The organism is Cryobacterium sp. LW097 (assembly GCF_002205495.2).
Lineage (GTDB): Bacteria > Actinomycetota > Actinomycetes > Actinomycetales > Microbacteriaceae > Cryobacterium > Cryobacterium zongtaii.
The window spans coordinates 3,050,424-3,070,779 of sequence record NZ_CP021992.1 but is presented as its reverse complement, the minus strand read 5'-3'; the positions used below and the strand labels follow the sequence as shown (position 1 = coordinate 3,070,779).

Annotated in this window: 17 protein-coding genes and 2 pseudogenes; 16 read left to right on the top strand and 3 right to left on the bottom strand. The window is 60.0% G+C overall.

What is annotated here, in order from left to right:
- Positions 1 to 84: 84 nt before the first annotated feature.
- The 14 genes and pseudogenes from tuf (at position 85) to B7495_RS14395 (ending at position 12,670) form a co-directional block, all read left to right on the top strand.
- Positions 85 to 1,278 carry an elongation factor Tu gene (gene tuf / locus B7495_RS14450; RefSeq protein ID WP_088457194.1) on the top strand — a complete coding sequence of 398 codons (1,194 nt, stop codon included), beginning with the start codon at positions 85 to 87 and terminating at the stop codon, positions 1,276 to 1,278.
- A gap of 193 nt (positions 1,279 to 1,471) precedes the next feature.
- Positions 1,472 to 1,672, top strand: coding sequence for an Rv0909 family putative TA system antitoxin (locus tag B7495_RS14445; RefSeq protein ID WP_088457193.1), 201 nt, complete (start codon positions 1,472 to 1,474; stop codon positions 1,670 to 1,672).
- 367 nt (positions 1,673 to 2,039) lie between these two features.
- On the top strand, positions 2,040 to 4,190 hold the full coding sequence (locus B7495_RS14440; RefSeq protein ID WP_151199585.1) for a glycosyl hydrolase: 2,151 nt from the start codon (positions 2,040 to 2,042) through the stop codon (positions 4,188 to 4,190).
- Between the two features lie 211 nt (positions 4,191 to 4,401).
- Entirely contained in the window at positions 4,402 to 5,217 is an 816-nt protein-coding gene (locus B7495_RS14435; RefSeq protein WP_088457191.1) for a glycosyltransferase, read from the top strand.
- Complete coding sequence (locus B7495_RS14430) at positions 5,214 to 6,203, top strand: glycosyltransferase (RefSeq protein WP_088457190.1); 990 nt, start codon at positions 5,214 to 5,216, stop codon at positions 6,201 to 6,203. Before B7495_RS14435 ends, B7495_RS14430 begins: the two co-directional genes overlap by 4 nt.
- Positions 6,200 to 7,117: a glycosyltransferase family 2 protein gene (locus tag B7495_RS14425; RefSeq protein WP_088457189.1), complete on the top strand. Its 918-nt coding sequence runs from the start codon at positions 6,200 to 6,202 to the stop codon at positions 7,115 to 7,117. Before B7495_RS14430 ends, B7495_RS14425 begins: the two co-directional genes overlap by 4 nt.
- Complete coding sequence (locus B7495_RS14420) at positions 7,114 to 7,620, top strand: VanZ family protein (RefSeq protein WP_151199584.1); 507 nt, start codon at positions 7,114 to 7,116, stop codon at positions 7,618 to 7,620. The genes B7495_RS14425 and B7495_RS14420 overlap by 4 nt, the downstream gene beginning before the upstream one ends.
- A gap of 470 nt (positions 7,621 to 8,090) precedes the next feature.
- The gene (locus B7495_RS14415; protein ID WP_151199583.1) at positions 8,091 to 9,230 is read left to right on the top strand and encodes a hypothetical protein; all 1,140 of its coding nucleotides are present in this window, start codon (positions 8,091 to 8,093) and stop codon (positions 9,228 to 9,230) included.
- 120 nt (positions 9,231 to 9,350) lie between these two features.
- The gene (locus B7495_RS14410; RefSeq protein WP_151199582.1) at positions 9,351 to 10,427 is read left to right on the top strand and encodes a DegT/DnrJ/EryC1/StrS aminotransferase family protein; all 1,077 of its coding nucleotides are present in this window, start codon (positions 9,351 to 9,353) and stop codon (positions 10,425 to 10,427) included.
- A gap of 111 nt (positions 10,428 to 10,538) precedes the next feature.
- A pseudogene (locus B7495_RS19695) lies at positions 10,539 to 10,637 on the top strand (hypothetical protein); the annotation flags it as partial.
- 246 nt (positions 10,638 to 10,883) lie between these two features.
- Positions 10,884 to 10,988: pseudogene (locus B7495_RS19690) on the top strand (isomerase); the annotation flags it as partial.
- 30 nt (positions 10,989 to 11,018) lie between these two features.
- The gene (locus B7495_RS19685; protein ID WP_370028285.1) at positions 11,019 to 11,483 is read left to right on the top strand and encodes an FdtA/QdtA family cupin domain-containing protein; all 465 of its coding nucleotides are present in this window, start codon (positions 11,019 to 11,021) and stop codon (positions 11,481 to 11,483) included.
- 15 nt (positions 11,484 to 11,498) lie between these two features.
- On the top strand, positions 11,499 to 11,927 hold the full coding sequence (locus tag B7495_RS19680; RefSeq protein WP_121678499.1) for an acyltransferase family protein: 429 nt from the start codon (positions 11,499 to 11,501) through the stop codon (positions 11,925 to 11,927).
- 248 nt (positions 11,928 to 12,175) lie between these two features.
- Entirely contained in the window at positions 12,176 to 12,670 is a 495-nt protein-coding gene (locus B7495_RS14395) for a hypothetical protein (RefSeq protein WP_088457183.1), read from the top strand.
- Here the strand turns inward: B7495_RS14395 and B7495_RS14390 are convergent.
- The 3 genes from B7495_RS14390 to B7495_RS14380 all read right to left on the bottom strand — a co-directional run bounded on the left by B7495_RS14390 (position 12,667) and on the right by B7495_RS14380 (position 17,772).
- Positions 12,667 to 14,325 carry a glycosyltransferase family 4 protein gene (locus tag B7495_RS14390; RefSeq protein WP_151199581.1) on the bottom strand — a complete coding sequence of 553 codons (1,659 nt, stop codon included), beginning with the start codon at positions 14,323 to 14,325 and terminating at the stop codon, positions 12,667 to 12,669. The genes B7495_RS14395 and B7495_RS14390 overlap by 4 nt on opposite strands.
- Entirely contained in the window at positions 14,318 to 15,772 is a 1,455-nt protein-coding gene (locus tag B7495_RS14385) for an oligosaccharide flippase family protein (protein ID WP_088457181.1), read from the bottom strand. The genes B7495_RS14390 and B7495_RS14385 overlap by 8 nt, the downstream gene beginning before the upstream one ends.
- Before the next feature lie 251 nt (positions 15,773 to 16,023).
- The gene (locus B7495_RS14380; RefSeq protein WP_151199580.1) at positions 16,024 to 17,772 is read right to left on the bottom strand and encodes a DUF4012 domain-containing protein; all 1,749 of its coding nucleotides are present in this window, start codon (positions 17,770 to 17,772) and stop codon (positions 16,024 to 16,026) included.
- Between the two features lie 284 nt (positions 17,773 to 18,056).
- Between B7495_RS14380 and B7495_RS14375 the strand changes: the two genes are divergently transcribed.
- Positions 18,057 to 19,523: a sugar transferase gene (locus tag B7495_RS14375; protein ID WP_088457179.1), complete on the top strand. Its 1,467-nt coding sequence runs from the start codon at positions 18,057 to 18,059 to the stop codon at positions 19,521 to 19,523.
- A gap of 516 nt (positions 19,524 to 20,039) precedes the next feature.
- A complete protein-coding gene (gene rpsJ, locus B7495_RS14370) occupies positions 20,040 to 20,348 on the top strand; it encodes a 30S ribosomal protein S10 (RefSeq protein ID WP_035834607.1) in 309 nt (102 codons plus the stop codon).
- The last annotated feature ends 8 nt before the right edge of the window (positions 20,349 to 20,356 follow it).

The window sequence follows — 20,356 nt, the reverse complement described above, 5'->3', positions numbered from 1 at the left end:
AGTAACATAAGTACACAAATCCAGCAGTTCCACCGGGCGTAAACCAACGTCCGGTGGAGCCGAGAGTCCTGAGGAGGACCCACAGTGGCCAAGGCCAAGTTCGAGCGGACCAAGCCGCACGTAAACATCGGAACGATCGGTCACGTTGACCACGGAAAGACCACGCTGACGGCAGCTATCTCGAAGGTCCTTGCCGACACGTTCCCTTCCAAGACCAACGTTCAGCGCGACTTCGCGTCGATCGACTCCGCTCCCGAAGAGCGCCAGCGCGGCATCACGATCAACATCTCGCATGTTGAGTACGAGACCGAGAAGCGTCACTACGCACACGTTGACGCTCCGGGCCACGCTGACTACATCAAGAACATGATCACCGGTGCTGCTCAGATGGACGGCGCGATCCTCGTGGTTGCCGCTACTGACGGCCCGATGGCTCAGACCCGTGAGCACGTTCTTCTCGCCAAGCAGGTCGGCGTGCCGTCCCTGCTCGTCGCGCTGAACAAGTCCGACGCGGTCGACGACGAAGAGATCCTTGAGCTCGTTGAGCTCGAGGTTCGTGAACTGCTCTCCAGCCAGGGCTTCGATGGCGACAACGCCCCCGTCGTTCAGGTTTCCGCCCTCAAGGCGCTCGAGGGTGACCCCAAGTGGGTTGCAAAGATCCTCGAGCTCATGCAGGCAGTGGATGACTACTTCCCGGAGCCCGTCCGCGACAAGGACAAGCCCTTCCTGATGCCGATCGAGGACGTCTTCACGATCACCGGTCGTGGAACCGTTGTCACCGGCCGCGCCGAGCGTGGAACCCTCAAGATCAACTCCGAGGTCGAGGTTGTCGGCATCCGCCCGACCATCAAGACCACGGTCACTGGTATCGAGATGTTCCACAAGCAGCTCGACGAGGCATGGGCCGGCGAGAACTGTGGTCTTCTTCTTCGTGGCACCAAGCGCGAAGACGTTGAGCGCGGTCAGGTTGTCGTCAAGCCGGGTTCGGTTACGCCGCACACCGACTTCGAGGGCACCGCGTACATCCTGTCAAAGGATGAGGGTGGGCGTCACAACCCGTTCTACGCGAACTACCGCCCGCAGTTCTACTTCCGCACCACGGACGTCACCGGCGTCATCACGCTGCCCGAGGGCACCGAGATGGTCATGCCTGGCGACACCGTGGAAATGACTGTCGCGCTGATCCAGCCGATCGCCATGGAAGAGGGCCTCGGCTTCGCTATCCGTGAAGGTGGCCGCACCGTCGGCGCCGGAACCGTCATCAAGGTTCTCAAGTAATTCAGTAGACCTGCTCACTCGCTGAGCTAGTCAACAACAACAGGGTCGGTCCTTCGGGACCGGCCCTTTTGTCGTCCCCGGCCGTCGCCGATCGAGCGCGTTGCCCTGGTCGAGCGCGTTTCGTTGGTCGAGCTTGTCGAGACACCGCAACCCGAACTAACCTCGTAAGCACCCCCAAGGATCGGAGACACGCGTGAACCTCAACGACATCACCCGCAAGGCCCAGGACTTCCTCAAGAGCGACAAGGGCGAGGAGATCTCCGACAAGGTCATCGACGGCGCGGCCAAGGCCGCCAACAAAGTCACCGGTGACAAGCACGCCGACAAGATCCAGGATGCCCGCGACGCGGCCGACAAGCACATCGGACGCGACGACGGCGATAGCAAGGGCTAGAGGAGGGGAAGTTCGGCGTTCGCGACGGGTCACCCCAAAACAGGTGTCATTACCAACTACTCCGCACGTGTGGAAATGTGTGGCACGACAACAAAGAACGTCTGATGGCCGAGGCAGATGAACGTCAAAGCCAGTGCTCACGCGGAAAAACTAAGACGGCGTGACCGAATGCCAACGAGCCAGACGCGCTCAAGTGGGTGTCCTTGTCCAGGTAGGAGTGTGGACCGTCGATGCCAGCGCGGCCACGAAGCCTAAGTGAGTGTGCCCTAAGCTAGAGCGGCAGAGGCTCACATGGGGGAGCGATCAGCTGGTTGCCGGTATCCCGGCCGCCACCGCACATACGCCCGTCTTAGGGGAGCTTTCACCAATGATGTCCGAGCATTCAGCCAAGCGTCGAACCCCAAGAACTCCAGCGCTAAAGCGTCGTACGTGGTGGATCGCCGGCATTGCCGCGGTCTTGGTTGTGTCACTTGGCGCGGTTGTTATCGCACAACCCTGGGCTGGAAGCGACGTCGCGCGCGACGCCGGGAAACCGGAGGCCACAACGGCGGCGGCACCCGTCATCGAGAAGCTGCCCGTTTCCGATGACTTTGATTGGTGGACGCCCATCACACCATCGGAGAGCGCGGAGTTCCTGGGCTCCTCGACCGCCCAAGGCGGCCAGTCCGCCTTGGAGATCCGCAGTGCCGGCCCTCAATCTGAGTCCGACCCGCCTAGACTGCAGCAGGCAATTAGCGTCGTACCCGGCGGCAGCTACACCCTTACCTTTTGGGCCAAGGGCACGGATGTCGGTGAGAACGCGGTTCAGGTGCGCCTGGGTCCCTTGTCAGGGGACTCGGTCTCCGTGTCATTGCCTGCGGGCACTTACGACTGGACGCAAATGTCGCTCGACTACGTCTCTCCCGGAGACGGCTCGAAGATGAACGTCATGGTGATGGCGACTGGTCAGGCGGGTTCCGCCATAGTTGATTCCTTTGTGGCGACCGGAAATGGTAGTGCGGTTGCGCCGCTCATGAACTCTGATTTGGAGTCCCATTCAGGCCAGGTCGCCCTCACGAACAAGTCCCTCATGCTTACGCAGGGGGAGGCTCGCCTAAGTGTTGCCTCGCGACAATTTGCCGGCGGCGATATCACGTGGTCGATCGTCGATGAACTCGGCGCCGCAGTTGCGGACGGTACCCAGAAGCTCGATGAGCATTACACGACCATTGACCTGACCGAGCTCCCGCTCGGTTTCTACAGGCTCAATCTCAATGCGGTGCTCGAGAGCGGTCCGCAGGACAGGTCCACAACCTTTGGCGTCGTCGAACCCTTTGAGGGCGTCGCCTCAACCTCGAATTTTGGCACCCATCTCCATTTTCACGGCGGTGAGGAACGCGTCGACAACCTCATCGGCACTCTCGCTGATATCGGGGTCGGCCACGTGCGCGCGGACGTGGCCTGGTGGGCGACGGAACGTTCACCCGGCGTTTACGACTATGAGGCCGCCACGGTGAACGCGATGGACGAGTACGCGAAGGCCGGCATCAACGCGCTTCAGCTGCCGGTGTACTCGAATCCGTTCTACGACGATGGGCGCACACCGAGCACGCCGGAAGGTCTTAAGGGATACGCGAATTTTGCTGGTGACCTACTGAATAAATTTCCGAACGTTGGCAAGGATGTCGAGGTATACAACGAGTTCGACCACACGTTCAACACCGGACTCTGTGGCCCCACCCCCGAGTGCTACATGGACATGTTGTCCGTCACGTCCGACCACTTGAAATCCCTGGATCCCGAGACCACCGTGGTGGGCCCGGGGAACGCCGGCATGGGGTTCAAGCTCGAATGGCTGCAGAAGTTCTTTGACTTGGGTGGCTTGAACTACGTCGACGCAGTGAGTGCACACCCGTACGTGCAGCCTGGGCCCCCGGAGAAACTGGCCGCGGACCTCGACACGATCCAGCAAATGATCTTGACCGCCAACAATGGTGAGTCCAAGCCGATCTGGTTGACAGAGATGGGATGGGCTACCAAGGAAGGCTGGGTGAGCGACCAGAGCCAGGCGGACTATCTCATTCGTGTTATGGCCCTGTCATTTGGTCATGGTGTTGAACGCTTCTACTCCTACGAAGCTGCTGACTCGAGCCTGATGGACGGAGACATTGAATCGAACTTCGGACTGTTCGAGGCGTCCACATCGTTCGTGCCGAGTGCCTTCGTGCCCAAGCTGGCAGCAGTAGGGCAGGCACATATCGCCCAGCAGCTGCAGGGCAAGACGTTCACTGTCCAGGAGGACGCCGGTGAGAACGTCAGTTCTTACGTGTTCGGCGAGAAGAAGGATGCCACGCGTGTGATCTGGACGACAGCCGAAAGCTCAACGGTCACATTGGCGAGCAAGAAGCCGGTCACAGTGACTTCCTTGGACGGCGGAAGCACAGTCATTGACCCGGTCAAGGGCCTGGTGACCCTCGAACTCACGGGGACTCCCGTCTACGTAGCGGGGTCCATCAACTTGGCGGCTGCTGCGGGCTAGACCAGAGAGCAACCATACCTGACCTCTGCCCAGGGAAATTTGGCTGCGGATCAGGCCCTGTGCCGCGAGCGAGGGAGGTTCTGACCATCCGCTACGATACAAAATGGGGAGTCTCCAGATTTGTGGGGCAGTTATGGTGCGCGCGGACAACCCTCGCTGCGATCCTCGACTGCGGCGCCCGTAGTTTCCCAACACTTGGAGTTCGAATTCCGTGAATACCCGCTGGACCCTGATCACCGTCACCTGGAACAGCGCGGAGACCCTGCGCAAGTTCTGGGGCACCCGACCTCCAGAAAACGTGCAGTGGATTGTCGTCGATAACGCGTCCACAGACACAAGCGTCACAACGGCAGAGTCGCTGGGAGCTTCCTCCGTCATAGCGTTGGACAAGAACCTCGGATTCGGCGCGGCCAACAACCGCGCGCTTGCCTTGGCCACGGGGGAGTACATTGCTTTCGTAAATCCCGACGTGTCGGTTGAGTACGACGACCTTGACGGGCTCGCGGGAATGATCGACGTTCGCGGTGGTCTCGTCGCCCCCCAACTTATTAATCCGGATGGAAGTCTTCAGGCCAATGGGCGGGGAATGCCGACTCTCTCGAACAAGATCAGGAATCGCACCCGGACTACCCCTGGCATCGAGGATTCCTACAATATTTACGCGTCGTCCGGCGAGGCCCGTTACGTCGTTTGGGTGATGGGGGCAGTTGTAGCCGGCAGCGCGCAGACGATCCAGACTCTCAAGGGATGGAATGAGAAGTTCTTCCTTTACTACGAGGACAGCGAGATTGGTGTGCGCGCTTGGCGCGAGGGCTACACAGTCGTTCTCGACGGAGCCTTCCGCTGGGTGCATGGTTGGGCGCGGGAGACGAAGACATTCCGGTTGAGGCCGTGGATGCGCGAAATCGCGTCAATGACTCGCTTCTACAGCCTTTTCCCGGAGTTCCTCTGGCGAAAGGGCAAGATCGCGTCCCGACACGCCAGCGCACATCAAAAGGTCGGCCGGGTTCTGGCGGAGATATCATGACTACTGTCCGATTCGTGCCAACGCCAACGAGCCTCATCTTCACGGTGCTCAACGAGGAACTCGCAATGGCGGATTTCCTGCAGAGCATCCATGCGTTGTCCGAAAAGCCACAAGAAATCGTGATCGTGGACGGCGGATCAACCGACGCCACTGTAGAAATCATTCGAAGCTGGACTCCGCCTGAAGGCGTGCATGTTCGGGTCGTAGTGGCGCCGGGTGCAAATATCTCTGCCGGACGAAACCAAGCGATTGCGTTGGCCTCCAACCCCATCATCGCCGTGTCTGACGCGGGAGCGACACTGGACAAAAGCTGGTTGGAGCGACTCGTTCGACCACTCGGCGGCACTGCCGACGTCGCAAGCGGATTCTTCGTTTCGTCCGGTGGAAGCTTTTGGGAGCGCGCCATCGGTGCGGTGATCACGCCCTCGCTGTCTGAAGTGGACGGCGAGTCCTTTCTGCCGTCGAGCCGTTCGATTGCTTTTCGCAAGTCCGTCTGGGACGCAGCCGGGGGGTACCCGGAATGGCTTGACTACTGCGAAGACCTTCTGTTTGATCTCCAGCTCAAGGAGGATGGCGCTGTCTTCGTCTTCGTGCCAGACGCCATCGCATCGTGGAATGCCCGGCCGAGCCTGAAAGCATTTGCCAAGCAGTACTACAGGTACGCACGCGGGGACGGCAAATCTGGACTGTGGCGACGGCGTCATGTGGCGCGCTACAGCGCGTACGCCCTGGGCCTTGCTTTGACGGGTGCCGCCTGGCTAAGCCCTTGGTTGCTGTTGGTCTTGCTCGCCGGCGCCGCGGGCTACCTGGCGAAGTTCCTGCGGCGTGTTGTGACGGCTCGAGAGTCGCTGGGGTCGGCGACCGTCTGGATTCTCTTGTTGGCGCCGGCCATCGTTGTGATTGGGGACATCGCCAAAATGGCTGGATACCCTGCCGGACTCGTTTGGCGTTCGCGTAACCAGCATGTGTGGCAGGTCGCAGTATGAGCGCCCGCAACGAGCTTGAGCTTTCCTGCATCGTGGTGCACTTCCAGAGCCCCGCAACGCTGCCGGCCACCCTGGCGGCGCTTCGTGCCGCGCAGGTGCTGAGTGACCGTACCGTGGTGGTGGACAACAGCGAGTCTGACGAGGCGAGCGAGTCTGCCCGAGAGATTGCAGAGAGCGCCGGTTGTCTCTTCCTTCGTGTCGACAATCGGGGATACGCAGCGGCAGCAAACTCCGGATTGCAGTTCCTGACCTCACTGGGTCTGCGCACTGAGCTGCTTCTGCTGTCGACTCACGAGTCGCTCCCCGAGCCGAATACCGTCGAAAAACTCATGGCGGCCTTCCAGACCGACCCGGCCATCGCAGTGGCGGGTCCGCTGCTCTTCAACAGCGAGACCGCAGACTCGAAGATCTGGTCTGGCGGCGGTCGTTTGTCTGCCGTGCTCAAGAGGCCTCGTCACCACACCGGGAAGCTCAAGGATGAGGGTCCACCCGTCGACCGTGCCTGGCTAGATGGTGCATTCACCCTGTATGAAACCGCCGTCCTGGAGCAGCAGAGACTCGACGAATCGTATTTCCTCTATTTCGAGGAGACCGATTTGCACGTTCGTCTCGCGCGGTTGGGCCGCCGGGTCGTTATTGTTCCTGGAGCGCATGCGTCTCAGAGCTCGAACGGCATTCCACCACGGCTTCTGGGACGCAACCTCTTTTTGTTTCAAGTGAAGCTGTTTTCGGTCTGGCGCGGGAGGTTGGCGGTCTGCTTCGAAGTGGGCCGGTCACTCGTGAGGAAGCTACTCACCAGGCGCGGCCAATGGAGGGACTCAGCCAGCATCGTCAGCGGCTGGTTGGAAGGGGAAAAAGTCCTTCGAGCTGGCTCCCGTACTGACGAGTCAGCAAAAACAAGGAGTTCCCGTTGAACGGAGTCACGAGCGCAATGAAAGCACCGCCGAAAAGCAGGGCTCGCACGTCAATCGGCGGTTTCTTGTTGGCGTCGTACGTGGTCGTCATTCTCCTCGCTACCTTATGGCCGACTCCGCTGGACCAGGGGTACAGCGCTGCGATACAAAAGGTCCTGGATGTTGTGCATCGAAACGGCGTTCCGGAGTGGTTCGGCTATAGCAAGCTCGAATTCACGGCGAACGTCGCGATGTTCGTGCCGCTTGGGTTTCTTGCCGCGCTCCTGTTGCCAGCAAAGGTCTGGTGGCTAGCCCTGTTGATCTGCCCGGCAGCATCAATTGCGATCGAGTTGACCCAGGCGACGTTCCTGGCTGCCCGGTTCGCTACAGCTACCGATGTTATAGCGAACACCGTAGGCGCCGTCATCGGCACACTCGTTGCCGTCGTCGTACGCGCTATGGTCTACGAGCGCGACCAAAAAGTGATCACGCTGGCGCTTTGGCAGAACGGTATCCGCACCTAATGGCCACACCTGCGCTGGGGCCTTAGCCACGTGCGGCGTGGACCGACGCAATGCCCCACGTCCGCCTAGTGGAGACGGGGGTAGTCTAAACTCCTTGTCGTTGCCTTGCTATGAACGTCTTTGTGTAGTTATGTCACGAGGCGTTTGCACTGGCACTGCGGGCGAACAGGGGCAACTTTGTAAATAAATATACTGACCAGGGGTGAGAACAGTTTCAGACATATCGGCCGTCAAAACGGCGAGAAGGACCATGTCTTGTCTGACAATTCGTGTCGCCACTGTGCACGAATCTGTCGCGGATCGCGAGGGGTTTGTCGCCGACAGATCTGCCACCGCGTCGGCCGGCCGAGTCCTTGGTTAGGGGTCAGCGCACGCGATCCATTCTTCGGATCGCGAGCGCGTTGCTTCTCTCGTTTGGACTCTTCTTTCCCTACTTTCTCGAGCAGCTCGGTAGCTTGCGACTTTTTACTGTGGCGATTGGCTTCACGGCGATGGCGGTCGAGGTTTTCCTCATGCAGCTACCCCTCAGGTGGCGCATCACCTGCATTGTCTTGGTTGGCGGGTATTTGGCTGTGGCCGTGGGCGCAATTGAACTCGTGGCACGCCAGATCGACGATCGACTATTCGCGGTGAACGGTGAGCACCTGCTCGTCATGTTGCCGTTGTTCGCGCTACTTGCTTGGGTTCTCTATCGATCAGAGCAGGGCAGACTCTACCTCGTGGTGCTTCTGGGCGTCGCGACTTTGGTATCGGTCCTGGCGATTTCTGAATCTCTCCTTGGTCAATCGCTTTTTGGACGTGAGTACGAATTCGCGACGAGCCAACGTGAAGGACTCACCCGAGCGCTCGTTGGGTCTGAGAACGTTCTTGTTTTGGGTGCAATCCTAGCGACCATGGTTCCGCTCGCACTGAAATTGCGCCAACTCCGGATCCAGCTGATTGTCAGTGCGATCCTGGTCGCGGGTGTGTGGGCGACGGGTAGCCGTGCCCCGGCACTTATCTGCACGGCCATCGCGGCTGTCCAGCTGTTCCCGGTGATGCGGGCGCTTCTACAGCGCTTCTTGTGGGTTGTCCACGCCCTCGCAGCTGCTGCGATCGCCAGCCTTGCCTATCTGTCCGTCTTTGTATGGGTTCCTTTTATCGCTGGCGCAACAGGGTTGGAGTACAGCTCGAACTACCGTGGTGCCATCTATTCGTTGGTGCCGCAATTCTTGGCAGACCGTCCACTCGGATACCTGCTCCAAACGGCTCCCGCAGGGCGATGGCTAGTCGATTCAGAACTGCATGGTGGCGTCGACATCGCCAGGTCAGTGGACTCGGAGATCGTCTACGCAATCTTTGGATTGGGTTGGATTGGGCTTGCGTTGTTCGTCACCGCGGTATTCGTCTCGATCGCTGCGATCAAGTACGACATGGCAATTGGCTTGTCTGCGCTGACCCTCACATCGTTGGGATTCATCCTTGCGCTGCACGGGTGGGACGCCATGAGTCCATTGTGGTACTCCCTTCTAGGCGTCTGCGCTGGTGTTGCTGTTCTGCCGCCGGTCCGACGGCTGGTGCGTCGGAAGCGCCCGCTCATTCTCAATTTCAGCCAGATGCAGACCTCGTGACACGTTGTGTCCTCGCAGCATCCGGCTGGACACCGACAAAAATATTCGTTGAAGACCAATGCCTTTTCGTCCCACGAAGGAAGACCTGTGACCGCAATAACTAACATCCGGTCCGTTCCCATGAATGATCTCGCTCGTGGAATCTTCCGCGATCGCGAGCGTCTCACTACCGCGTTTGAGAGGGTCCTCGACTCCGGGTATGTGGTGATGGGCCCCAATCACAATGAGTTCCAGCGCGCACTCGCGGCCTACCTTGGAGTCAAACATGTGCTGGGAGTGGCTTCAGGAACAGACGCGCTCGAATTAGCGATCAAAACGGTGATGCCGGCTGGCCGAAATACCGTTGTCACCGCCGCAAACGCGGGCGGCTACACATCGGTAGCGGCAAAGCATGCCGGCTTCAGCGTCCGATACGCGGACGTTGATTCGGAATCCCTGTGTGTGAGCCTGGAAACCCTTGTCCCCTCGCTCACAGATGACGTCGGAGTCGTTGTCGTGACGCATCTCTACGGCAATCTAACCGACGTCACTAACCTCGTTTCGTACTGCCATAATCGCGGGATCAGGGTAGTTGAGGACTGCGCCCAAGCGATTGGGGCCACGCTCGACGGAAAGTCGGCGGGTTCCTTTGGCGACATCGCGGCGACGAGCTTCTACCCGACCAAGAACCTCGGCGCTATTGGCGACGGCGGTGCGATAGCAACGTCAAATGACGAATTTGCGGCGATAGTAGCTCAGCTTCGTCAATACGGTTGGTCCACGAAGTATCGCGTGGAAATCCCCGCCGGCACGAACTCACGTCTCGATGAAATGCAGGCGGCGTTCCTCCTCGCGCGATTGCCGCTACTTGACGGTTTCAACGAGCGACGTCGAGATATCATCGAACGCTATCGCGCTGCCGCGGCGGGTGGACCTCTCCGAGTGCTTCCTGCGCTTGGCGGACACCATGTGGGTCATCTTGCGGTTGCACTCACGGCCAACCGAGATTACGTACGCGCAGCGCTTTTGGCTCTCGGCGTTCAGACCGATATTCATTTCCCGATTCCTGACTACGCCCAGCTTGGGTTTGGCTCGGATCTCCAGTCGCTGGCAACGACCGATCGAATTTCGAAAGAGATCCTGTCGCTTCCGTGCTTCCCCGAGCTAACCGACGAGGAAATCCAACAGGTGTGCGGCGCGATTGAGTCGCTGAAATGAGCACTCCAGCGAAACGCTGAATGGCGCGAGCGTTCTCGCCCCCGTGCCAATGAGTTTCCCTGTCGCCAGGTTTATTCTCTCTAATCCACAATCGAGATAGGTCACCCACGCATGACATCACCTTTTGTTCACCCGCAGGGAATTTGCGACACAGAATCCGTCGGAGACGGCACCACGATCTGGGCATTTTCCCATGTACTTGCAGGTGCGGTGATCGGGCGAAACGTGAACATCAACGACCACGTATTCGTAGAAAATGACGTGGTCTTGGGTGACAGGGTGACAGTGAAGTCCGGCGTGCAATTGTGGGATGGCATCGAACTCCACGATGACGTGTTTGTGGGGCCGAACGCCACCTTCACGAACGATCGGTTTCCGCGGAGTAAGCAGTACCCCGATGAGTTCCCGCGCACCATCGTTGAGAAGCGGGCGTCTATTGGCGGCGGAGCGGTAATCCTTCCAGGCATTCGGATCGGACAAAATGCGATGGTTGGCGCTGGAGCAGTTGTCACGCGCGATGTACCGCCATTTGCGATCGTCGTCGGGAATCCGGCACGAATCACCGGGTATGCCGACTCCACGGGTAAGCGAATGAGTGCGCCGCGTATCGATGCAAGGCGTGAGGCTGAAGTGCCCGCGCTTGGGAGCGCCCTTGTGGCGTTGAGGAAGGCTACGGACATGCGAGGCAGCCTGGTGGTTGCGGAATTCGCCGATGACCTGCCGTTCACGCCTCAGCGATTCTTCACAGTCTTCGATGTGCCGTCACGCGATGTGAGAGGCGAACACGCTCATCGCCAGTGTGAGCAATTCCTCGTCTGCCTAAAGGGCTCGGTGAGGGCAATCGTCGACGATGGATCTACCCGCGAGGAGTTCATGCTCGACAGCCCCAGCTTTGGGTTGTACATGCCGGCCATGACTTGGGGCACGCAATACGCCTACAGCCCAGACGCCGTTCTGGCGGTCTTCGCTTCGCTCCCGTATGACGGAGCCGACTACATCCGTACGTATTCCGAGTTCCAGGAAGAAGTCCAGCTCGTCGACCTCGTGCGGCCCTAGCAATCATTAACCACCGTGCGCAAACTTGGGAGCGATGTGAAAATCGGTAGGGCGCTGGACGGGCGCAACAACTTATTCGGTGCCATCCGCCTCGCGTTGGCAGCGCTCGTGGTCCTCTCCCACTCATTCACGCTGGGAGGCTTCGGAGGCGACCCATCGCTGCGATGGACAGGTGGACAAACGCACGCCGGGACATTCGCTGTTCTGGGCTTCCTTGCGATCAGTGGCTACGCAGTCACCGCAAGCGCGTTGCGTGCGGATGTCATGCAGTTCTTTTGGCGCCGTTTGCTCCGGATCTTTCCGGCATACTGGTGCGCACTACTGGTCGTCGCTGGGGTACTCGCGCGCGCCGTGTGGACGATGACGGGGCACAGCCTCGCGACCTACTTCACGATGGACCCTGAGGGCCAGCGGGGTACCTTGCCGGAATTTGGACCCTCCTGATCAATCAGTGGAACATCTACGACATCTTTGACAGCACCAATCCATTCACCAGCGTCAACGGTTCGATCTGGACCATCGTCTACGAATGGTGGTGCTACGTCCTCATCGGTGGGCTGGCGTTCGTCGGTGCGCTGACAAAAGCGCTAGTACTCGTTCCAGCGCTCACCGGACTATTTGCAGTCTTCCAGGTCGCAGATATAATCACCCTCGGGTCCGTCGGCGTCATTATGCCGTTGCTCGGAGATCAAATGGTTATCCGTTTGGTGTTCGTGTTCCTCTGCGGAGCCACGCTTGCCCTGTACTCGGATCGGGTGCCGTTCACGCACGGTTTCGGGATCGCCTTCATTGTCGTGGTGCTGCTGACGCTGCGGGAAGGTGGCTTCCACGTATTTGGCGTCCCCGCAATGACATATGCCCTCGCATGGCTCGCGGTAGTGCTTCCTCAGCCCTTCCAGGCAGTTGGGCGCAAGAATGACTATTCCTACGCCTTGTACCTTTGGGGATGGCCGATGCAACAGCTAGCTGCCTTCTTCGGGTGGCATCACTGGGGCTACCTTCCGTACACTGCGGTCAGCCTTCTGATGGCGTTCGTGTGTGAGTGGGTGAGCTGGCACCTGATCGAGAAGACTGCTCTCACCCTCAAAGATTGGAGCCCTGGCCGTGGGGTGGCATATTGGAGCGGAACGTTTCAGCGCTCACTGAATCGCCGACGGAATCCCGCAGCGGTGGCTGCTGCTGACTAACGCGACCTACCGGTCGTACCGCGATTCAACCGACGTCCGCCGCGGTGTGCAAGGCTGGTGAGTCGTGCCAGTCGCATTTTCATCTTAGAACGCCACGCGTCGGGGATCATGAATTTCAGGGCGCCCAGGCGGTGCCCAGAGGGGACGGACATCAGCAACCGTGCCCGGTCCCAAACGAGCATGTACGGCGCGTCACGCAGCCGGGACGCCCACAGTGGCTCAGCTAACCCCGACGCGTATTGGAAGTCGACGAGCGCTTCCTCCAACTCGCTAAACCCATAGGTTGGCATGCTATTTCGCGCGAGTGCTTCGGCTGCAGAATCAGACGACGTGGCCGGACTCTCAAAGATTCGGCGAAGGTGCCTGTTCCAACCAGGTGAGAGGTGATCCTCGACAACCGACTTTCGAGTCGCTTCACCTTGCCGTCGACGTTCGTCCGGCCCGGTCGTAAGTGCTTCAAGGGCGCGGATATAAGCTTTCCGGTCTGAGTAGTGCACATTCTTGCCCATGAGGGAGAGGTCATTTGAGGTGAGCACAGAGTCAGCACCCGTCTCGCTTAGCGCTAAGACGGGGACGCCTCTCACGGCAGCATCCAGGAGCGACGTCAACGACGCAAACGGGATTGAGTCGACATAAATGTCAGCCGCGGCGTAATAGGATTCAAGTCCCTGAACCATCCCGACGGCTCTGAGCCGCCCGCCGGTTTCGTCGCTAATGGCCTGCCATCGCCCATCCGACGCCGGTCCAATGACTCGTAGAACCACCTCCGGATGCGCCAGAACGAATTCCCGGTGGATGTCTATGAAGTGGTGTCCGAGCGATGCTCCGTACTTATAGCCCGATGCGATGGAAATAATCACAACCGCATCCTGTGCAATGCCGAGAAGATCACGCGCTACTCGTTTGTCGGCGTGAGGGGGAGTAGTGAGGGGGATCGGCAGGATGGCCGATAGTGCCCCGGGCAGATTCCGTTCTGCAATCGACAGCTTTTGACCTGCCGGCCTGATGTCAGCCACCATATCGGCTATCGAGCCGCCAATCCAAAAGACGTGATCTGCATGGTTGAGAAATACGATGCGGGCAGAAACGTTGACTAGGCCGATTGACGGCACAATGTCGTAAGGGTGCACATGCAGCACTATCGTGTCCGCGCCGGTCTCTGAAATGCGCCGCAGCTCAGCAGCACGAATGAGGAGACTGCTCGACGTCTCTCCAAGCGAGACGATGTGGCCCCCTGACGCCGCCACTGCGTCTGCCAGCTGGTGCGGCACGGGGATACCTTGCTGCCCAGTGAGAACTACGGAATTGATGCGGGTGGTGTCGTTCTCAATCCATCGCCACACCAACCTTGTGTGGCCGCCCGCTGAATAGGCCTGCGAAAGCACATGCACGACATGACCCTTAAGCTCCACGCCCATCCCGTGCGACGGAGGGAGGTGTTCGCCTAACTGTGCAGCCAACGCCTCCAGTTTCACACTCCGGAACATACCCGGATGGTTGTACCAGGCAAACCTCGCGGCAGATTGCAACGAGACGGCAGCGCTACGAAAGCGGGACTTTTCGATGGCGCGAGATGCGTCCTCAATGAGCCCATCGAATGTGATGCGGTTCTCAGCGGCGTACGCGCGAGGAGAATCGGTAACAGGATTAGACAAGGAGGGCTTCCTCTTTCTCGGCTTGACGTTCCATTGCCCGTAACCGATACAGCCCGGCAACGGCGGCTGTGGAAGTGATCGCGGCGACTGCGATGCCGATGATAAGGCCCGCGGTAGTGTCCGACTCCAAGCCCCACATCGTGACGGCGCCTCCGACGAGCAAGCCAAGGATCAGTATCCAGGTGGCGCGACGAAGCGCGAATCCCGTCTCGCGATACGCGAGGATGAGGACGACCACTACGTAGAGCGCGTATGCGCCCACATAGGCGACGCCGAGCCCGCTGAGTCCGCCCCGGGAAGCGATAGGAATTCCGAGAGCCAAATATCCGACGTTGAAGCTCAACTCGCCGATGAAGAAGGCCCCGCGAGCCTTACGTGCGAGAAGGAGGAAAGCCACTGCCCAGCCGACGATCTTGAAGATATCGCCGAAGAGCTGCAATCGAAGGATCCCCGTTGCAGCTTGAAAATCCTCCGCATATAGCAGGTGCAGTACCACCGGCGACAGCACGATCATCCAGAGTAGGACGGGGCCGCCTAGGAGCAAGGCGATGCGGACTTGATCGTCGACGCTCTTGTTCAGGCTACGAAGATCTTCGATCTGTGCGCTGATGCGCGGGTAATATTCAACCGCGAGAGCCGTGAGTACGAAGCCGAGATACATGCTCGTGATCGTCCAGGCGGCCTGGAAATGCCCTGCTGCGGTGAGGCCCTGGCTCTGCTCAAGCCACACGCGGATAGCCAGCTGTGTGCCGCTCGTGAGGAGCAGGCCAAGCATGACAACTCCACCTAATGTGACCAAGCCCCTCAGCTCCGGCCACCATTGACTGCGCGTGGGCCGGGACGGCGTCTTGGGCTCGCGGAAAACGAACCAGGAACTGCACGCCAGAGTGGCGAGGGGCGCAGCCGCGAGGGCGGCGATGATACCCGCCTGCCCCGAAACCTGAAGTGCTCCGATGGTCGCCACAGTTCCCACGAGGGCGCCAAAAGTGTTGCAGATCGCCAGTGATTTGACGCGGCCCATTCCGTTCAAGAGCGCGATCTGGGCTCCTGAGATCACCATTGCGGCGAGGGCTATCCCAAGGGCCACAATGGTTGCAGGGTCTGCGTCACCGGGGAGGAGGAGGCCGCCGAGCAGGAGCCCGAGCAGAACTACAACCAACCCGCCAAGCCCGCCGAACCAGCTCGACGCTATTAGGAGCGCGGACTTTACTCGCTGAAACTTGACGGCATCGGCTGCGGCTGCGGCCGTGGCCTGGATGCCGCTGGTGTTCATCCCCAGGCTGAAGAGGACTACGCCGAAGTTCGCTGCTGAAGTGAGAATCCCGAGCAAGCCGACGCCGGGCGCTCCGACTTCGAGCGCGATGAACTTGGAGCGGACTGCCCCAAGGACAACCACCATGATGGAGCTGAGCCCCACGGTCGCTGTTGCCCAGAGAATTCGTTTCATTTGTCAGTCCTAAGGTGTAACGATGCTTGTCGCAGAACGCCGACATGGGGCGTTTTCCGCGACACAGTCCTTCCTGCGCCGTGGCATCGGCTGGACGTGTGGCGGTCAGCCGGCGGTGATTCTGGTCACCGGCTGAGGCTTCGTTGATGAGTCGAACCTATCAGTCACGGTGACCGGGCCAGATACCTGAATGGTGTGATCAGGAGGCTCTTTCAAGAACAGTCGGCAGCAAAGACCGGGAGGAAAGGGCCCTAGCCGCAGGCAGGCTCAACCGACTGGGTTGTGGCATGGATCATCGGGGTGCCCCGGACCTCAAGAGGTCCGTATCCACCTTCTGCGCCCGTGAACGAGACAGTGACCGTACTCGACTCCCCAGGGGCAAGATACGCAGTGAACGATGCTACGGGCCGCCCCAGGTCGTTCCCGGAAGCGTTCACTGTGGTGTCATGGCCAGCAGCGTCAACCCGGGCGTCTACGAGCGTTGCTCCAACAGGGCCGTACACGAAGACCTTTGTGCTCGTCAGCTGTGGGCCGTAGTTTCCGCTCGAGACGTACTCGGGGAGTGCGTCCGCCTCATCAGCCGTCAAATTGGAATGCAACGTCACCGACGTGCTGAAGTTTGGGTTTGGGCCCGCAGCGCAGATGTCGCTTGTAGTCATGGTTGCGGTCTCTAGAAAGTAGTCCATCTTCGACGCGGAGGTGTCTTGGTAGTAAACGCCAATGGCAGTGTTCGCGGCGTTGTCTTTGGGCAGCACCCCCTGGATCCGAGTACCGTCCAAGGCCTGCTGTTCCGTTGGGTCAGCGCTCCAGGCCAGAATGCTTCCTTGGTTTACTCCGTCAGCGACGGCCGAGATCATCGCATTCATGTCGAACTCGCCGCTGATCACCTTGTTGAGGATGGCGGATGCCGCGGACTGGAAGAAGGCGTCGATCTTTTCCGGCTCTTGGTAGGAATCGAAGCGGTAGTACACGTCGTGGACGAGCAAGCTGACAGCGTTTTCGCTGGACAGGACATCGCCGCTGGGGAGGTCGATTGGCCCAGTGGCGGTGAGAATGCGCGCCAACGCGAGAGGATCAATTGAGATCACGCCATTCGCCGTGAGTCCCTTGTCCCGGATCCAGTAGGCTCGCATCAACTCGGCCGCTGTCGGAAAGTCGGGGCGACTTGTCGATGTGTTTGGGTAACGAACGAGGTAATCAGTAAACAGGTCGATCGCGCTTTGATCGACGGGCACATCCAGTCTCGTCCCCTCAACCAAATCCTGGCTGCCGGCACCCTGCGCGGCTATCGAAATTGCGCCCTTGTCAACGTTGATGAGGGTGTATGAGGCAGCGCTGCCTCCAAGGGCTGTGCTCTCTGCATTGTTCTGGAAGGCCAGCAAGTACATTCGAGGCCCTTCTGCCCCAAGGGCAGGACCCGCTAATTGCAACAATGGTGCGGCACTTGTGATGGCAGAGTTGGCCTTGCCCAGGAGGTCTTCTACCTTCGTCACCGCGGCTGAAACGGGTCCAACGGTCGCGGATGCGTCGACTGTAGCCATTCTTACCAACGACTCCTCGAATACCGTCTGAGCGGTTGCAGCGATGACTTTCACGTCCTCGAGGGGCGTAATGTCGAATCCACCCGTGACTGGGTCTCTGGCGGTGATGTCATAGCTCGCAACGAGTTCGACCGCGGGCGCGGCCACTTCTTGGACAATCGCGTCAATGCTCTCGGATACGGCACGGACGGCCCGGAGATTCTCGCCGACGAACGGAACTACCTCGGCGGCGCGCCAGGTCAGGTCGCGGGTTCCAGCCGCAGCGCTCGCGGACTTTTCCTGCAGTTCGGTACTCGTTGCGGTCAGAGTGGTGAAATCCCCGCTACCGATCTCTGCTTGTAACTGGTCGACGAGCGCTTGGGACGCTTCCAAATCCGTCTTGACCACGAGCACGCGCGTGGCAAGCCACGTGACCGACGCAAGCACGAGTACTCCTGCAATCACGAGGCCGACCTTCACCCGTCGCTTCGCGACGGACTTACGACGACGGTGACGGACGTCCGCGCGCGGAGGGCGGGACGACGTGCGCTCGGATACTCGGGAATTCACAGGTCTCACCTTAGGGGAGGAGCGATGTGGGGGTCGGGAACCGGGTGCGCTTCAGGAATCAATGGCCCCACAATGGGGTGCACACAAGGGGCCTGAGAAAGGGCTGGGAAGTCAAAAACTGTGGAACGATGAAAACAGGCACGTCCGAAAACACCATTTCTGGGGTCAGGCGTGCATTCTGATGGGGGAAATGAATGGCAATCGGCGATACACGCACCGCGGGGGTGTTGCGGCGCAGATCCTGGCAGCGCGCCTATGCGGTGCGGCTGTTCAGCACCGACATCGTCGTCGTTCTGGCTGCGGTGTTCGGATCTCAGTTCATCTGGTTCGGTCTCGAAACCGTGGAGGTGGAAGCCCCACAGCCCTTCAGTCTCGGCGCCAGCTACACGGCCGTTTCCCTTGTTCTCGTCGTTGCCTGGATGATAATGCTCGACGTGTTTGCCACTCGGGACCACAAGGTGATCGGCAGCGGCACGCTCGAATACAAGCGGGTCGCCGATGCGACCATCCGCCTCTTCGGCCTCTTCGCGATTATCGCCTACCTCTTGAAGATCGAAGTTGCACGGGGCTACTTCCTCTTGGCGCTGCCTCTGGGCCTGGCGCTGTTGATCGGCACGCGGTGGCGTTGGCGCCAGTGGCTGCGTAGGCGCCAGGCCAGAGGTTTCTATCTCTCCCGGGCGTTGCTTATGGGCGAGCGGCGGAAGTCCGCCCATGTGGCGACCACCATCGCCCGCACGCCCGGCTCCGGGCTGCTGCTCGTGGGCGCTCTCACGCGGGAAGGTAGCCTCAGCGAGGGACCGATCAACGGGGTTCCAATCTCGGGGGACTACGCGGATCTACTCACCGCCGTGGACGAGACCCACGCCGACACCGTGATCCTCACCGGTGCCGACGACATCGCCCCCGAGGACATGCGCCGGGTGGGCTGGGAGCTCGAGGCCCGCGACGTGGAGCTGATTGTGGCGCCGGCACTCACCGACATTGCCGGACCGCGCATCCATTCACGACCCGTGGCCGGTATGCCGCTTATCCATGTGAGCTACCCGCAGTTCGAGGGCGCGAAACGGGTGACCAAGCGCACCTTCGACATCGTCGGTTCGGCGTTGCTCATTCTGCTCAGCTCGCCTGGCCTCATCTGGGTGGCCATCGCGGTCAAGCGGTCCAGCCCCGGCAACATCGTCTACCGGCAGGAACGCATCGGCCGGCACGGCGCCACGTTCGGCATGTACAAGTTCCGCTCCATGGTGCAGGATGCCGACGACCAGCTGGAGAGCCTGCTCGACGCACAGGGCACCTCGGACACTCCGCTCTTCAAGGTCACCAACGACCCACGCATCACCCCGATCGGCCAGATCCTGCGCAAATACTCCATCGATGAGCTGCCGCAGCTGTTCAACGTGCTCTTCGGTGAGATGAGCCTGGTGGGTCCGCGGCCGCAGCGCGCCGCCGAAGTGGCCCTCTACGACGATGCCGCGCACCGCCGGCTGATCATGAAGCCGGGCATGAGTGGGCTCTGGCAGGTCAGCGGCCGGTCGAACCTCAGCTGGGAAGACAGTATTCGCCTGGACCTGTACTACGTGGAGAACTGGTCGCTCACGGCCGACATCCTGATTCTGTGGCGCACGGTGCGTGCCGTGGTCACTCCTGAGGGTGCCGTTTAGGCGGATGGCTGAGGGGTCTTGACAGGCTCGACCAGCGAAAGAAACACGGGGTCTCGACAAGCTCGACCAGCGGATGAATTCCGGGGTCTCGAGCAGCTCGAGCAGCGGAGGGGCGTAGCTGAACTCCCGCGGAACGACGCGGATCGCGCGACACGCCCAACGCGACACGCCCGGGTTGCACAATGACCTATTCCTGTGGCAGACTCTTCTAGTTCAACACTTTCGGATCGCGCTGCACGCGAGACCGGAATCACTACCAGGCAGTGCATAGCTCGCCCCTTGAGGGTCGGAGTTAGGCCGCGGGTAGCAGAACGAAGCTTAAATCAACTCCTTGGATGCCCGGGTAAAACCATGTCATCCGCCAGGCCCCGGCCTGGGGGAGTTGGCTCGAGAGGGTCGGATTCCCGGCCGGATCGAAATTGACAGATGAACAGTGGTGCGATAGCAGCAGTGCTACTACGGCGTCCAATGCAGCCCTCGGGATGTAAGAAGCCTTGACAAGAAAGAGAGTTCGACATGGCGGGACAGAAAATCCGCATTCGACTTAAGTCGTATGACCACGAGGTCATCGACATCTCGGCGCGCAAGATCGTCGACACCGTCACCCGTGCGGGTGCAACCGTTGTCGGCCCCGTGCCGCTTCCGACCGAGAAGAACGTGGTGTGTGTCATCCGTTCCCCTCACAAGTACAAGGACAGCCGGGAGCACTTTGAAATGCGCACCCACAAGCGTCTGATCGACATCATTGACCCGACGCCGAAGGCCGTCGACTCGCTCATGCGTCTCGACCTCCCGGCAGACGTCAACATCGAGATCAAGCTCTAGGGCCCGCG

Bases quoted from the DNA above. Each gene is read 5' to 3' on its own strand.
- B7495_RS14440 (WP_151199585.1), top strand. From the start codon at position 2,040: ATGATGTCCGAGCATTCAGCCAAGCGTCGAACCCCAAGAACTCCAGCG.
- B7495_RS14430 (WP_088457190.1), top strand. From the start codon at position 5,214: ATGACTACTGTCCGATTCGTGCCAACGCCAACGAGCCTCATCTTCACG.
- B7495_RS14425 (WP_088457189.1), top strand. From the start codon at position 6,200: ATGAGCGCCCGCAACGAGCTTGAGCTTTCCTGCATCGTGGTGCACTTC.
- B7495_RS14410 (WP_151199582.1), top strand. From the start codon at position 9,351: ATGAATGATCTCGCTCGTGGAATCTTCCGCGATCGCGAGCGTCTCACT.
- B7495_RS19685 (WP_370028285.1), top strand. From the start codon at position 11,019: ATGAGTGCGCCGCGTATCGATGCAAGGCGTGAGGCTGAAGTGCCCGCG.
- B7495_RS14395 (WP_088457183.1), top strand. From the start codon at position 12,176: ATGGTTATCCGTTTGGTGTTCGTGTTCCTCTGCGGAGCCACGCTTGCC.
- B7495_RS14385 (WP_088457181.1), bottom strand. From the start codon at position 15,772: ATGAAACGAATTCTCTGGGCAACAGCGACCGTGGGGCTCAGCTCCATC.
- B7495_RS14375 (WP_088457179.1), top strand. From the start codon at position 18,057: ATGGCAATCGGCGATACACGCACCGCGGGGGTGTTGCGGCGCAGATCC.
- rpsJ (WP_035834607.1), top strand. From the start codon at position 20,040: ATGGCGGGACAGAAAATCCGCATTCGACTTAAGTCGTATGACCACGAG.